Source organism: Mesorhizobium sp. M0701 (genome assembly GCF_040320365.1).
GTDB lineage: Bacteria > Pseudomonadota > Alphaproteobacteria > Rhizobiales > Rhizobiaceae > Mesorhizobium.
Genome location: NZ_JAMYPO010000016.1, coordinates 1 through 14,320 on the forward strand (window position 1 = coordinate 1; position 14,320 = coordinate 14,320).

General features: G+C 62.9%; 13 protein-coding genes. 9 read left to right on the forward strand and 4 right to left on the reverse strand.

All coding sequences use genetic code 11. From position 1 onward, the window contains the following. Window positions 1-165: 165 nt before the first annotated feature. On the reverse strand, window positions 166-1,176 hold the full coding sequence (locus tag NKI24_RS17075; RefSeq protein ID WP_352746857.1) for a ligase-associated DNA damage response exonuclease: 1,011 nt from the start codon (window positions 1,174-1,176) through the stop codon (window positions 166-168). A 108-nt stretch (window positions 1,177-1,284) separates the two neighbouring features. Here NKI24_RS17075 and NKI24_RS17080 point away from each other — a divergent pair, with 108 nt between their 5' ends. Next, complete coding sequence (locus NKI24_RS17080; RefSeq protein WP_352746859.1) at window positions 1,285-2,229, forward strand: class I SAM-dependent methyltransferase; 945 nt, start codon at window positions 1,285-1,287, stop codon at window positions 2,227-2,229. Window positions 2,230-2,284: 55 nt separating this feature from the next. Beyond that, window positions 2,285-2,641 (forward strand): hypothetical protein, encoded by a 357-nt coding sequence (locus NKI24_RS17085; protein ID WP_352746862.1) that lies wholly within the window; start codon window positions 2,285-2,287, stop codon window positions 2,639-2,641. Window positions 2,642-2,648: 7 nt separating this feature from the next. Here the strand turns inward: NKI24_RS17085 and NKI24_RS17090 are convergent, their stop codons facing one another. Both NKI24_RS17090 and NKI24_RS17095 read right to left on the reverse strand, forming a co-directional pair. After that, window positions 2,649-3,512, reverse strand: coding sequence for a prephenate dehydratase (locus NKI24_RS17090; protein ID WP_023717847.1), 864 nt, complete (start codon window positions 3,510-3,512; stop codon window positions 2,649-2,651). Window positions 3,513-3,545: 33 nt separating this feature from the next. Further along, entirely contained in the window at window positions 3,546-4,274 is a 729-nt protein-coding gene (locus tag NKI24_RS17095; protein ID WP_352746865.1) for a 3-deoxy-manno-octulosonate cytidylyltransferase, read from the reverse strand. Window positions 4,275-4,465: 191 nt separating this feature from the next. On the opposite strand from NKI24_RS17095, the gene NKI24_RS17100 reads away from it, so the two are divergent. The 7 genes from NKI24_RS17100 (at window position 4,466) to NKI24_RS17130 (ending at window position 13,972) form a co-directional block, all read left to right on the forward strand. Next, window positions 4,466-5,119, forward strand: coding sequence for a c-type cytochrome (locus NKI24_RS17100; protein WP_352746867.1), 654 nt, complete (start codon window positions 4,466-4,468; stop codon window positions 5,117-5,119). 172 nt (window positions 5,120-5,291) lie between these two features. Continuing rightward, complete coding sequence (locus NKI24_RS17105; RefSeq protein WP_352746869.1) at window positions 5,292-7,175, forward strand: extracellular solute-binding protein; 1,884 nt, start codon at window positions 5,292-5,294, stop codon at window positions 7,173-7,175. Next, window positions 7,175-9,043, forward strand: a complete 1,869-nt coding sequence (locus tag NKI24_RS17110; protein ID WP_352746872.1) for an extracellular solute-binding protein — start codon at window positions 7,175-7,177, stop codon at window positions 9,041-9,043. Before NKI24_RS17105 ends, NKI24_RS17110 begins: the two co-directional genes overlap by 1 nt. Before the next feature lie 30 nt (window positions 9,044-9,073). Next, window positions 9,074-10,168 carry a microcin C ABC transporter permease YejB gene (locus NKI24_RS17115; RefSeq protein WP_352448571.1) on the forward strand — a complete coding sequence of 365 codons (1,095 nt, stop codon included), beginning with the start codon at window positions 9,074-9,076 and terminating at the stop codon, window positions 10,166-10,168. Next, entirely contained in the window at window positions 10,168-11,307 is a 1,140-nt protein-coding gene (locus tag NKI24_RS17120; protein ID WP_352746875.1) for an ABC transporter permease, read from the forward strand. Before NKI24_RS17115 ends, NKI24_RS17120 begins: the two co-directional genes overlap by 1 nt. Continuing rightward, window positions 11,304-12,935 carry an ABC transporter ATP-binding protein gene (locus NKI24_RS17125; RefSeq protein WP_352746877.1) on the forward strand — a complete coding sequence of 544 codons (1,632 nt, stop codon included), beginning with the start codon at window positions 11,304-11,306 and terminating at the stop codon, window positions 12,933-12,935. The genes NKI24_RS17120 and NKI24_RS17125 overlap by 4 nt, the downstream gene beginning before the upstream one ends. Before the next feature lie 95 nt (window positions 12,936-13,030). Further along, window positions 13,031-13,972, forward strand: a complete 942-nt coding sequence (locus NKI24_RS17130; protein WP_352746880.1) for a 2-hydroxyacid dehydrogenase — start codon at window positions 13,031-13,033, stop codon at window positions 13,970-13,972. A gap of 25 nt (window positions 13,973-13,997) precedes the next feature. Here the strand turns inward: NKI24_RS17130 and NKI24_RS17135 are convergent, their stop codons facing one another. Beyond that, window positions 13,998-14,300, reverse strand: a complete 303-nt coding sequence (locus tag NKI24_RS17135; RefSeq protein ID WP_023676866.1) for a Dabb family protein — start codon at window positions 14,298-14,300, stop codon at window positions 13,998-14,000. Between the last annotated feature and the right edge of the window lie 20 nt (window positions 14,301-14,320).

Consider the following 14,320-nt stretch of genomic DNA (forward strand, 5'->3'; position numbering starts at 1 on the left):
GTTCCCATCAGCCATCGCATCAAGAAATGCGCCTGGAACGACGACTATCTCATCAATGCCATCACTCATATGCGATAGCCCTGCCCTTGAGGGGGAGATGGCCGGCAGGCCAGAGGGGGGCGCCGTAGAGCGCCGCACCGGCGATTGCTGGATCCAAAAACACCATCAATCGCCCTCGTCCTCGTAGCCGACCAGATGCAGCGGCCTGGCGGCGATGCCTTCGAGTTCGCACCAGCGCACCAGCGCCTCCTCGCGGCCATGCGTCACCCAGATTTCTTCCGCGCCGGTCTCCTTGATCGTCGCCGTCAGCTCGTCCCAGTCGGAGTGATCGGAGATGATCAGCGGCAGCTCGACGCCGCCCTGCTTGGCGCGCTGGCGGATGCGCATCCAGCCTGAGGCGAAGCACGACATCGGATCGGGAAAACGCCGCGCCCAGCGATCGGCGAAGGCGGATGGTGGGCCGACGACGATGGCGCCGGCAAAGTCGCTTTTTTGGCCGGTCTCGACGGTCGCCGATTCCAATGTGCCGAGATCGATATTCTGGCTCTGGTAATACTCGCTGAGCTTGGCCAGAGCGCCGTGGATGTAGATCGGCTTTTCGTAGCCGGCATCGCGCAGCAGCCGCATGACGCGCTGCGCCTTGCCCAGCGCATAGGCGCCGACCAGATGCGTTCGCTCGGGAAACTGCTCGGTCGATTTCAGCAGCCGGGCGATCTCTTCGGTATCGGGCGGATGCCGAAACACCGGCAGACCGAACGTCGCCTCGGTGATGAAGACGTCGCATTTGAGCGGCTCGAACGGCTCGCAGGTCGCGTCCTTCTGGCGTTTATAGTCGCCGGACGCGACGATGCATGTGCCCTGATGCGCGACCTTGATCTGGGCCGAGCCAAGCACATGACCAGCCGGGTGAAAGCTGACGGCCACACCGCCAAGCGCAATCGTCTCGCCGAGCACGGCGGCTTGCGTCGTTCCGGCAAAACTGTCGCCGTAGCGCAGCCCCATGATGTCGAGCGTCTGCTGCGTCGCCATCACCGAGCGGTGGCCGGAGCGGGCATGGTCGGAATGGCCATGTGTGATCAGCGCCCGGTTGACCGGCCGCACCGGGTCGATGAAGAAATCGCCGGGCGGGCAATACAGCCCTTCCGGCCGGGGATGAAGCAGGTCGCTGGCGCGCATGGCCCCAAGATAGGCGCTAATTCCGGCGCGGGAAGCCTGTTGTAAGTCACTGCTGACTCCAGCATAGAGCGCAAGCCGGCTGCAAACACCCGGCGGAACCCGATCGCCATGAAACCGCTCCAGACCTCGTCCGGCGATTTGAATGCCGACCGCCGCGCCGACTATGCCGAAATGCTCTATGCATCCGGCGATCATGCGGCAGCGGCGGAATTGCTGCGCGGCGCGCTCGAACTGACGCCGCACTGGGCGGCCGGATGGTTCCGTCTCGGCGAGATGCAGGAGGCGGCAGGCGCGCGCGATCTCGCCGCGCAGGCCTGGATGACGGCGCTGCGGCTCGACCCGGCGGACAGGCTCGGCGCGGTGCTCAAGCTGCAATTGATCGGCAGGGCAGCGGCGGCCCAGGCGCCGCCCATCGCCTTTGTCGAGACGCTTTACGACCACTATGCCGGGAGCTTCGAGGGTGAGCTGGTCGACAGGCTCGGCTACCGTCTGCCCGAATGCCTCGACCGCGCCATCCAGGCAGCACGGCCGGGCCGGTTTTCGCTGGCGCTCGATCTCGGCTGCGGCACCGGCCTCATGGGCCAGAAGCTGCGGCCGATCGCCGATCGGCTGGAGGGTTACGACATCTCGGCCGGCATGCTGAGGCAGGCGCACGCCAAAGGCGTCTACGATCTGCTCGTCAAGACGGACCTGCAGGATTTTTGCTATTCTGGCCCGAAAGCCGATCTGGTGACGGCGGCCGATGTGTTCATCTATGTCGGCGCACTCGACAAGGTGGTGAACAAGATTGCCGGAATGCTTGCCGGCGGCGGTCTGTTTGCGTTCTCCGTCGAAACGCTCCCGGGCGGAGAATCGTCTGACAGCGCCGGCTTCGCCCTGCAGCCGTCGCGCCGCTACGCGCATTCGCAAGGCTATGTAGAGCGGGTTCTGGATGCCGACGGCTTTTCGATCCTGTCGCTGCAGGCAACGATCATCCGGCAGGATCGCCGCGAACCGGTCGAAGGGCTGGCCGTACTGGCAAGCTTGCTTTCCGGCAGCGTAAAATCTGGCTAAGACTCCTGCCGCTGCGCATGAGAAGCCGCAGCTGCGAACGACAAGGAGCACGTTCATGCGCTGGAACATGATGGTCTTGGCATCTTGCCTGGCGATGGCCGGCTGCGTCGGCAATTCGATGTCCGAACGGCAGGACGAAAACGTCCAGTCCTCGCTGCTATATGACAAGGTGCCTTGCGATCAATTGCTGGCGCGACGAAACGGCCTGGCGCAGCAATATCATTTGCCGGTGGACGCCAAGCCGTCCTTCTCCAATCCGGCGACGGGCTTTGGCCCGTTCACGCCGGATATGCGCTCGAAAGCCAAACGCGAAGCCGACCAGGCAAGCGGCAAGATCGACGCCATGAACCGTTCGATCAGCCGGCGCGAATGCGGCAAGCCGGCCAAGCAGAACAAGCTCGGCCTGACCTGACCGGATCCTAATCCGCTACCTTCCACTGCTCGCGCGACGCGCTGGCGGGATAGACGCCGAGAATGCGCATTTCACGCGAGAAAAAGCGCAACTCGTCGAGTGCCAGCTTCACCAGCGGATCGTCGGGATGGCCCTCTATGTCGGCGTAGAACAGCGTCGCCGTAAACGCGCCGAGCTGGTAGCTTTCCAGCTTGGTCATGTTGATGCCGTTGGTGGCGAAGCCGCCCATCGCCTTGTAGAGCGCCGCCGGCACGTTGCGGACGCGGAAGATGAAGGTCGTCATCATCCTGGCGTCGGCCGAGGGACGTTCGGCCCATTGCTTGTTCTTGGTCAGCACGACGAAGCGGGTGACGTTGCTGTCGGTGTCCTCGACATTCTCCTCGATGATGTCGAGCCCGTAGAGGGTCGAGGCCAGCGCCGGCGCCAGCGCGGCCATGGTGCGGTCCTTCATCGCGGCGACCATCTTGGCGGCGCCCGCGGTGTCGCCGGCCACCGTCGCCTTCCAGCCGTTCTTGCGGATGTATTTGCGGCATTGGCCGAGCGCGTGGATGTGGCTGTGCACGGTCCTGATCTCGTCGCGCCTGACGCCGGGCAGCACCATCAGCTGGAAGTGGATCGGCAGAAAGTATTCGCCGATGATGTGCAGCTTCGATTCCGGCAAGAGGTGATGGATGTCGGCGACGCGGCCGGCAATGGTGTTCTCGATCGGAATCATCGCCAGATCGGCCTTGCCGGTCTCGACGGCGTTGAAGGCGTCCTCGAAGGTCGGGCACGGCAACGGCTCCATCGACGGGAACATGTTGCGGCAGGCGGTGTCGGAATTGGCGCCCGGCTCGCCCTGGAAGGATATTTTGTTGGTCTTTTCAGGCATGCGCAGAGTCTCGGGAATTGGGGGAAGAATTTCTTAGTTGGAAAGGAGCGCCCTGGCGCGTTCGAGATCGTCCGGCGTATCGACGCCAAGCGGCACCGACTGCACGATCTCCGCATCGATGCGCATGCCGGCCTCCAGCGCCCGCAATTGCTCCAGCCGCTCGCGGCGCTCCAGCGGCGACGGCCTCAGCGCAACGAAGCGTTCGAGTGCGGCGCGGCGATAGGCATAGAGGCCGATGTGATGGTAGAGCGGGCCTTCGCCCCAGGGCGCGGTGGCGCGGGTGAAATAGAGCGCCCTGAGCCGCGTCGTCGAGAGTGGCGAGCCGACCAGCTTGACGACGTTCGGATTGGTCTTTTCCTCGTCGCGGACGATCTCGACGCAGAGCGTGGCGATATCGACCGCTGCGTTCTCGAAAGGCTTCAGCGCGGCGCCGATAACAAGGGGGTCGATGGTCGGCAGATCGCCCTGCACATTGACGATGGTCTCGACGCTGTTGCCAGGGTCGAGAATGGTCAGCGCTTCGAAGATGCGGTCGGAACCGGTTTCGTGGCCCGCCCGCGTCATCACCGCCTCGAAACCATGCGCGCGCACCGCCTCCGCAACGCCTTGCGTATCGGTGGCGACGACCACCCGGCCGAGCCCGGCCTCGGCAGCACGGCGGGCGACGTGGACGATCATCGGAGTGCCGGCAATGTCGGCGAGCGGCTTGCCCGGCAGGCGCGTCGAGGCCATGCGGGCCGGGATCAGGATGAGCGTGGACATGAGGCGGGCAGGGGCTCGAAAAAGAGGAGGACAAAGTGGCAAAAGGTCTCACTGGCAGCGCCCTTATAGGTGTTGCAACGCCGGAGCAAAAGACCTAGTTTCCGCGCGATTTGGCCGGTTCCACCGGGTGGATCACGATACCGACGGACGGAGTGGACGGATCGGTCCGCCGGAAAGGGAGCCTGGGGCGTATGGATTCCAACGAAGTCAACAAGCTGCTCGCCGGTCTCCTCGGAACCGTGTTCATCGTCTTTTCCGTTGGCATCGTGTCCGACGCGCTGTTTGCCTCGCCGGCGCCGGAAAAGCCCGGCTTCGCCATCGAGGCGACCGAGCCCGCCGAAGGCGGCCCGGCCGCTCCCGCCGCGGCCGTGAAGCCGATTGCCGAGCTGCTGACCACTGCCAACGCCGAAGCGGGCGCCGCCATCTTCAAGAAATGCCAGGCTTGCCACTCCGGCGAAAAGGGTGGCCCCAATAAGGTCGGCCCCGATCTCTGGGACATCGTCGACCGTCCGGTCGCCGAGCATGAGGGCTTTGCCTATTCGGCCGGCATGAAGGAGTTCTCCAAGGGCGGCAGCGAGAAGTGGACCTACGACAATCTCAACCACTTCATCACCTCGCCGAAGAAGTTCGTGAAGGGCACCGCGATGGGCTTCGCCGGCCTGCCCAAGGATGAGGACCGCGCCAACGTCATCGCCTATCTGCGCACGCTGTCGGACAATCCGAAGCCGCTGCCGGCGCCCGGCGCCTCGGCCGAAAATGAGCCCGCCAAGCCGGCCGAAGGTGCGGCCCCTGCCAAGCCGGCAGAAGGCGCGGCGCCAGCCGCTCCGGCCGCACCCGCAAAATAACAAAACCGTAATGACATAATCCTTGAAAAAGCCGGGTTCAGCCCGGCTTTTTCGTTAGGAAAAATGCATAAGCGACGACAAAGCCGCTCGGTTGCGGTTTTCAGCGCCGCCAAATGATCTAGATTGGGCCCAGACGCTATGGTGACGGCGCTATATCGCGAGAGGAGAACGCATGACGGTTGGCCGAGCGCGGACGCTTCTGAAATCGGTGCTGATGCTGGCTGCTTTTGCCGGCGGCCTGCAGGCGGCCTTCGCGGACGAATGGCGCACGACCTCGTCGCTGATCGGCGAATCCAAATACGGCGACAATTTCCAGCACTACGATTACGTCAATCCGGATGCGCCGAAGGGCGGCACAGTGAACTCGGTGGTGCTCGGCACGTTCGACAGCTTCAATCCTTACATCGTGCAGGGTTCGCCGGCCGCCGGCTTCGCTCAGTTCGGCGGCGGCCTGCTCTACGACACGCTGATGGAGCAGGCGACGGACGAGGGCAGCACCAGCCATACGCTGATCGCCGACGGCTACAAATATCCGGCCGACTATTCCTCGGCGACCTACCGGCTCGATCCACGGGCCAAATGGCATGACGGGCAGCGGATCACCACCGAGGACGTGATCTGGTCGTTCCAGGTGCTGAAGGCCAACAGCCCGATGTACAGCCGCTATTTCGAAAACGTCACCGACGCCGTCGCGGTGTCCGACCGCGAGGTCGAATTCCACTTCAGCCAGAAGGGCAACCGGGAGCTACCGAAGATCATCGGCGATCTCGTTGTGCTGCCCAAGCACTGGTGGGAAGGCACCGACGCCAACGGCAAGAAGCGCGACGTCACAAAGCCGACGCAGGAGCCGCCGCTCGGCTCCGCCGCCTACAAGATCGCCAGCTTCAAGCCTGGCTCCGAAATCATCTGGCAGCGCGTGCCCGATTACTGGGCGGCCAAGCTGCCCGTAAAAATCGGCCGCGAGAATTTCGACAGGCAGCGTTTCACCTATTTTCTCGACGACAATGCCGCCTGGCAGGCCTTCACCAAGGGCGGGCTGGACGACATCAAGCCGGAGAACAGTTCGAGGCGCTGGAACACGGCCTATAATTTCCCGGCAGTTCAGGCCGGCGACGTCATCAAGAAGGAATTCAAGACCGCGTCGCCCGAACCGATGCAGGCCTTCATGCTCAACACCAGGCGCCCGCTGTTCCAGGATCGCCTGGTGCGCGCCGCGTTGATGTATCCGTTCGACTTCGAGACGATGAACCGGACCCTGTTCTTCGGATCCAACACCCGCACCAGCAGCTATTTCCAGGGCACTGAACTGGCGTCGAGCGGCCTGCCGCAAGGCAAGGAACTGGAAATCCTCGAGCAGTACCGCGACAAGCTGCCGCCTGAAGTCTTCACCCAGGAATTCAAGCTGCCGGTCTACGACACCCCGCAGGCGGAGCGCAAATATCTGAAGACCGCGGTCGATCTGTTCGCCAAGGCGGGCTGGGTGATCAAGGGCGGCAAGATGGTCAACGCCAAGACTGGCGAACCATTCAAATTCGAAATCCTCGGCTGGAACGACACCGACCAGGTCATCGCCAGCCCGTATATCGCCAATCTGCGCAAAATCGGCGTCGACGCCACACTGCGCCTGAGCGACCAGACCCAGTACATCAACCGCGTCAAGCATTTCGATTACGACGTCATCATAGGGCAACTTGGCCAGTCGGACTCTCCCGGCAACGAACAGCGCGACTTCTGGAGCTCCAAGGCTGCCGATACGCCCGCGTCGCGCAATTACGCCGGCATCAAGAATCCGGTCGTCGATGCGCTGGTCGACCGCATCATCTTTGCCACCGACCGCGACGATCTGGTTGCCGCCACCCATGCGCTCGACCGGGTGCTGCTGTGGAACTACTATGTCGTGCCGCAATATTACCGTGCCGTGGTCTGGCTCGCCTACTGGAACAAGTTCGGTATGCCGGAGAAGCAGCCCGCCTATAGCGGCGTCGACCAGAATTCCTGGTGGATCGATCCGGTCAAGGAAAAGGCGCTGGCGGCCAAATACAAGAGTGGCAATTGATGGCGGTGCTGCCCCGTCGCGACTTCCTCGCCCTGGGCGGTGCCGCCGCGGCCGCGGCGCTGCTGCCCGGCCGGGCTTTCGCCACGATCCCGACCGGCGTGAAACTGCACGGCCTGTCGGCCTTCGGCGATCTCAAATATCCTCCGGATTTCGCGCATTTCGACTATGTCAATCCGGACGCTCCCAAGGGCGGCCGGATGAATTTCGCCCCGCCGAACTCCACCCTCAATCAGAGCTTCCTGACTTTCAACACGCTGAACTCGCTGGTGTTGAAAGGGGATTCGCCGCCGCGCACCGAGCTCTGCTTCGATTCCCTGATGGCAAGGGCAGTCGATGAGCCGGATGCGGTCTACGGCCTGCTTGCCGAATCCGTTACCTTGTCGCAGGACCGCAACGGCTTCCGCTTCAGCCTGCGGCCACAAGCGCGCTTTCATGACGGCTCGCCGCTGACGGCTGAGGACGTTGTCTTCGCATTGAACCTCTACAAAGACCGAGGACACCCGAACCTTTCCCAAGCGCTGCGGCATATGACGGATGCGGCCGCAATCGATCCGCTTACAGTCAGCCTTACCTTCAACGGCCAGCAGTCCGCGCAGAATATCCTCGCCATCGTCGTAATGCCGATCGTGTCCAAAGTTTTCTACACGGCCAATGATTTCGACGCCTCGACGATGACCCCACCGCTCAGTTCCGGACCGTACAGAGTGGGGCGGGTGGTGGCCGGGCAGACCATCGAATATGAACGCGTCGCCGACTATTGGGGCCGCGATCTGGCCGTGAACCGCGGCAGCTACAATTTCGACCGTATCCGTATCGATTTCTACCTTGATCGCCAGGCAGCCTTTGAAGGGTTCAAGAAAGGGGATACGCATTTTCGCGAGGAGTTCACCGCGCGGGTATGGGCGACCGGCTACGACTTTCCAGCGCTGAAGGATGGCAGGGTCGTCAAACGCGAATTTCCCGGCGAGAAAACGCCATCCATGCAGGCTGTCGCATTCAATCAGCGCCGTCCGCAGTTCCGCGACATTCGCGTGAGACAGGCAATCGCCTATTGCTTCGACTTCGAATGGACCAGGCGGGTTCTGTTTTTCGACTCCTACGAGCGTTCGCAATCGAACTTCGAGCGGTCGGATTACAAGGCCAAGGGCCTACCCTCACCCCAGGAATTGAAACTGCTGGAGCCGTTTCGAGCCGAGTTGCCGCCGGAGACCTTCGGCGATCCGGTGATGCAACCCGTCTCTGACGGTTCGGGCCACGACCGCAAGCTGCTGCGCGAGGCTTCGAGACTGCTTGCGGAAGCCGGCTGGAAGCGAACGGGCAATTTCCTCGTCAATGAAAAGGGCGACCGGCTGCGGGTGGAAATGCTGGCCGAGGACGATGGCCTCGTTCGCATCTTCCTTCCGTGGTCCGAGAATATGAAGGCGATCGGCATCGACGCTTCGGTCCGCCAAGTCGATTCGGCGCAGTTTGAAGCGCGGCAGAGCAATTTCGACTTCGACTTCAACATGCTCGCATGGTCGATCGGAGCGACGCCAACCGCCGATGGTTTGGAGATCCTCTATGCTTCCCGGATGGCGAAAACGCCGGGGATGCGCAACTATCCGGGCACGGAAAGCAAAGCCATCGACGCGCTGATCGAGGCAGCCGGCAAGGCGCAGAGCCGGATCGAACTCGTCACAGCGCTCAACGCGCTCGATCGGGTCTTGCGCGCGCGGCTAGACTGGATTCCAACATATCATCTGGCGAATCACCGGGCAGCCTTCTGGGACATGTTCGGCTTTCCCGCTCAAAAGCCGGATTACGACTTTCCGGTCGAGACGCTGTGGTGGTTCGACAAAGACAAGGCGGCAAAAATTGGCAAAGCCTGAGATTTTTGCACAAGCGAGGCAGGGAACCTGATGGGCGCCTATATACTGCGCCGCATCCTTTTGATGATCCCGACCCTGTTCGGCATCATGGCGGTGTCGTTCGCCGTCATCCAGTTCGCGCCGGGCGGGCCGGTCGAGCAGGTCATCGCCAGGCTGACCAACCAGGGCGGCAGCGATCGCCTCGGCGGCGGCGGCGGCGATGCCGGCGGCGCCAATGTCGACGTCGCCGGCGACGTCGGCTCGAAATACCGCGGCGCGCAAGGGCTCGATCCGGAATTCATCAAGAAGCTGGAGAAGCAGTTCGGCTTCGACAAGCCGCCGCTCGAGCGCTTCGGCATGATGCTGTGGAACTATCTCCGCTTCGATTTCGGCGACAGCTACTTCCGCGACATCTCAGTGCTCGACCTGATCCTGGAAAAGATGCCGGTGTCGATCTCGATCGGGCTGTGGATCACGCTTTTATCCTACCTGATCTCGATCCCGCTCGGCATCCGCAAGGCGGTCAAGGACGGCTCCACTTTCGACGTCTGGACCAGCGGCGTCGTCATCGTCGGCTACGCCATTCCGGGCTTCCTGTTCGGCATCTTGCTGATGGTGCTGTTTGCCGGCGGCTCGTTCTGGGACTGGTTTCCGCTGCGCGGCATCACCTCCGACAATTGGGACCAGCTGTCCTGGCCGCAGCGGATCGTCGACTATTTCTGGCATATGACCTTGCCGCTGACCGCGCTGGTGCTGTCGGCCTTCGCCACGACGACGCTGCTCACCAAGAATTCCTTCCTCGAGGAAATCCGCAAGCAATATGTCGTCACCGCCCGCGCCAAGGGCCTGTCGGAGCGGCAGGTGCTCTATGGCCACGTTTTCCGCAATGCCATGCTGATCGTCATCGCCGGTTTTCCCGGTGCTTTCATCTCGGCCTTCTTCACCGGCTCGCTGCTGATCGAGAACATATTTTCGCTCGACGGCCTCGGCCTGCTCGGCTTCAACTCGGTGGTGCAGCGCGATTACCCGGTGGTGTTCGCCAATCTCTACATCTTCTCGCTGCTTGGCCTGTTCGTCGGGCTTTTGTCCGACCTGATCTATACCTGGGTCGATCCGCGCATCGATTTCGAGCGGAGAGACGTCTGATGGCGCGGACCATGGCCGAAACGGCGCCGGCTCGGATCGCGCGGCCCTTTCTGTCGCCGCTCAATCAGCGGCGCCTGCAGAACTTCAAGTCCAACCGGCGCGGCTACTGGTCGTTGTGGATATTCCTGTTCCTGTTCGTGCTGTCGCTGGTTTCGGAATTGGTCGCCAACGACAGGCCGATCATCGCCTCCTACAAGGGCGAGATCCTGTTTCCGGTCCTGGTCGCTTATCCCGAGGAGAAGTTCGGCGGCTTCTATGCCGTCACCGACTACCGCGATCCGGTGATCCAGGACGAGATCAACGCCAATGGCTGGATGGTCTGGCCGCCGGTGCGCTACTCCTACCAGACCGTCAACAACGCTATTCCCGAAGCAGCACCGACCAAGCCGTCCTGGCTCTACGACAAGAAGACGCGCTGCAACCAGTATCCGAAAGGCGAGGCAGACCCCAATTGCAACGTCGGCAACTGGAACTGGCTGGGCACCGACGACCAGGCCCGCGACGTGCTGGCGCGCGTCATCTACGGCTTCAGGATCTCGGTGCTGTTTGGCCTGATCCTGACTGCCGGCTCGGCGCTGATCGGCGTGGCGGCCGGCGCTCTGCAGGGCTATTTCGGCGGCTGGACCGACCTCCTGTTCCAGCGTTTCATCGAGATCTGGTCGGCCATCCCGGTGCTGTACCTGCTCTTGATCGTCGCCGCCATCCTGCCGCCTGGCTTCTTCATCCTGCTCGGATTGATGCTGCTGTTCTCCTGGGTGGCACTGGTTGGCGTGGTGCGGGCCGAGTTCCTGCGCGCCCGCAATTTCGAATATGTCAACGCGGCGCGCGCGCTCGGCGTCTCCAACATCACCATCATGTTCCGGCATCTGCTGCCCAACGCCATGGTGGCGACCCTGACCTTCCTGCCCTTCCTGCTCAGCGGCTCGATCTCGACGCTGACCTCGCTCGACTATCTCGGCTTCGGTCTGCCGCCCGGCGCCGCCTCGCTGGGTGAGTTGCTGAAGCAGGCACAGCGCAATCTCAACGCGCCATGGCTCGGCATTTCCGGCTTCGTCGTCATCTCGCTGATGCTGTCGCTGCTGGTCTTCGTCGGCGAGGCCACGCGCGACGCCTTCGATCCGCGCAAGACGTTCAGATGACCGACACCCCGCTGCTTTCGGTCCAGGATCTCAGCGTCGCCTTCACGCAAGCCGGCGACCAGTCGATGGCCGTCGACCATATTTCCTTCGACCTTGCCAAGGGCGAGACGGTGGCGCTGGTCGGCGAATCCGGCTCCGGCAAGTCGGTCACCGCGCTGTCGGTTCTGAAGCTGCTGCCCTATCCGACCGCCAGCCACCCGTCGGGAAAGATCCTGTTCCTCGGCGCCGACCTGCTTGCCGCCGACGAGAGAGACCTGCGCCGCGTGCGCGGCAACAAGATCACCATGATCTTCCAGGAGCCGATGACCTCGCTCAACCCGCTGCATACGATAGAGCAGCAGATCGTCGAGGTATTGAAGCTGCATCAGGGCCTGGGGGATCGCAAAGCCAAGGCGCGCACGCTGGAACTTCTGCGCGAGGTCGGCATCCGCGAGCCGGAGAAGCGGCTCGACGCCTATCCGCACCAGCTTTCCGGCGGCCAGCGCCAGCGCGTCATGATCGCCATGTCGCTGGCCAACGAGCCTGAACTTTTGATCGCCGACGAGCCGACGACGGCGCTCGACGTCACCGTCCAGGCGCAGATCCTCGAGCTACTCGCCGGCCTGAAAAGCCGCAAGAACATGTCGATGCTGTTCATCACCCACGATCTCGGCATCGTCAGGAAGATCGCCGACCGGGTCTGCGTGATGACCAAGGGCAAGATCGTCGAGACCGGCCCGACCAAGGAGATATTCGCCAATCCGCAGCACGCCTACACGCGGCATCTGCTTGCCGCCGAGCCGAAAGGCAAGCCGCCGGCGGCCAACCAGGCCGCCAAGCCGGTGATGGTCGGCAAGGACGTCAAGGTCTGGTTTCCGATCAAGAAGGGCTTCTTCCGGCGCACCGTCGACAATGTGAAGGCGGTCGACGGCATCGACGTCACCGTGCGGGCCGGCCAGACGCTCGGCGTCGTCGGCGAATCCGGCTCAGGCAAGACGACGCTCGGCCTGGCGCTGGCCAGGATGATCTCGTCGACCGGGACCATCCAGTTCAACGGACGCGGCATCGATCAGCTGTCCTTCAACGAAATGCGGCCGTTGCGGCGCGCGTTGCAGATCGTCTTCCAGGATCCGTTCGGTTCGCTCAGTCCGCGCATGTCGGTCGCCGAGATCATCGAGGAAGGGTTGAAGATCCATGAGCCGAAGCTGTCGCCCGATGAGCGCGACAGCAGAGTCGTCGACGTGCTCGGGGAAGTCGGCCTCGATCCGGCGACGCGCAACCGCTATCCGCACGAATTCTCCGGCGGCCAGCGCCAGCGCGTCGCCATCGCGCGCGCCATGGTGCTCAACCCGCGTTTCGTCATGCTGGACGAGCCGACCTCGGCGCTCGACATGAGCGTGCAGGCGCAGGTCGTCGACCTCTTGCGCAGCCTGCAGGCCAAGCACGACCTCGCCTACCTCTTCATCAGCCACGATCTGAGGGTCATCCGCGCGCTCGCCAACGAAGTCATCGTCATGCGCAACGGCAGGATCGTCGAGGCCGGTCCTTCCGAACAGATTTTCGGCAGCCCGCGGACCGACTATACAAAGGCGTTGATCTCGGCCGCCTTCAAGATCGAAACGGCGCCGGTCGGCATCGTCAGCGAGTAGATTTTCGCCAGAGATCATGCACAAAATCAAAACGCTGCCGCGCCTTGCGCGTCGGGACTCGAACGCTGTTGGTAAAAAGGGAAAAACAATCCGCAATGGAAAAAGGCCGCATCCTGCTTGCCCTCACCGGTATTCATCCGCTGCGCTGGCGCGAACTGCTGTCGGCGGAGCGCGAGGTGGTGCTCGAGCCGAATGGTGCCGGCGATCCCTCGATTACCTATGCTGTGGTGTGGAAACAGCGGCCGAACCTGTTGTCGTCGCTGCCCAATCTGCGCGCCATCTTCTCGATCGGCGCCGGCGTCGACCACATCTTCGCCGATCCCACCTTGCCCGACGTACCGGTCGTCAAGGTGGTGGCCGACAACCTGACCCAGTACATGACCGAATACGTCGTCTGGCGGGTGCTCGACCACCATCGCCAAGGCATGCTCTACCGCGCCCAGCAGCAGAAGAAGCTCTGGCATGAACCGCAGCAGCGGCCGGCCAGCGACATCTCGGTCGGCATTATGGGGCTCGGCACGCTTGGCCGCGCGGCGGCATCGGTGCTGTTGTCGCTCGGCTTTCCCGTCAATGGCTGGTCGCGCAGCGATCGGCCGATGCAAGGTGTCTCGACTTACGCGGGCGAGGCCGGCCTGATCCCGTTCCTCAACGCCACCGATATCCTGGTGGTGCTGCTGCCGCTGACGCCAGAGACGCACGGTATCATCAACCACGGCGTGCTGAAGGAGCTGCGGAAGCGCAACGGCCTCGGCGGCTCAGTGCTGATCAATGCCGGGCGCGGCAGGCTGCAGAAGGACGCCGACATTTTGCGCGCGCTGGACGACGGCACGCTGAAGGAAGCCAGCCTCGACGTGTTCGAGGTCGAGCCGCTGCCGAAGACCAGCCCGCTATGGAGCCACCCCAAAGTGTTCGTGACGCCGCACGCGGCGGCAACCTCCGATCCGGTCCACCTGGCGCCGATCATGCTGCGTCAGATGGATGCTTTCGAGCGCGGCGAAGCGCTGGAAAATGTGGTGGATCGCGACGCCGGGTATTGATTTGTTAGAGCGCCGCTTTCCAGTCTCAGCCCCAGCCGAGCGGCACGTAGTCGATCTCCATAAACGCCTCGACTTCCGGGATCCAGCGGTCGCGGACGAAGGCGACGTGGTCGGGATGGTCGTTGTAGCCGGAATAGGCCCGCTGATCGGCGAACTCCATCGAGAAGCCGAAGCGGTAGTCGTTCTTGGGACTGACCTGCCGCAACTGCTCGAAATGCGTGACGCCCTTTATCGCCGTGAGAATCCTCTTGGCGTCGGCGAGGAACCGTTTTTCCTCGAGCGAATGCGGCGGGTGTTTCAGCGTGAACACGACGGTGTGACGGATCATTTTTTGCTCCTGCGATGTCT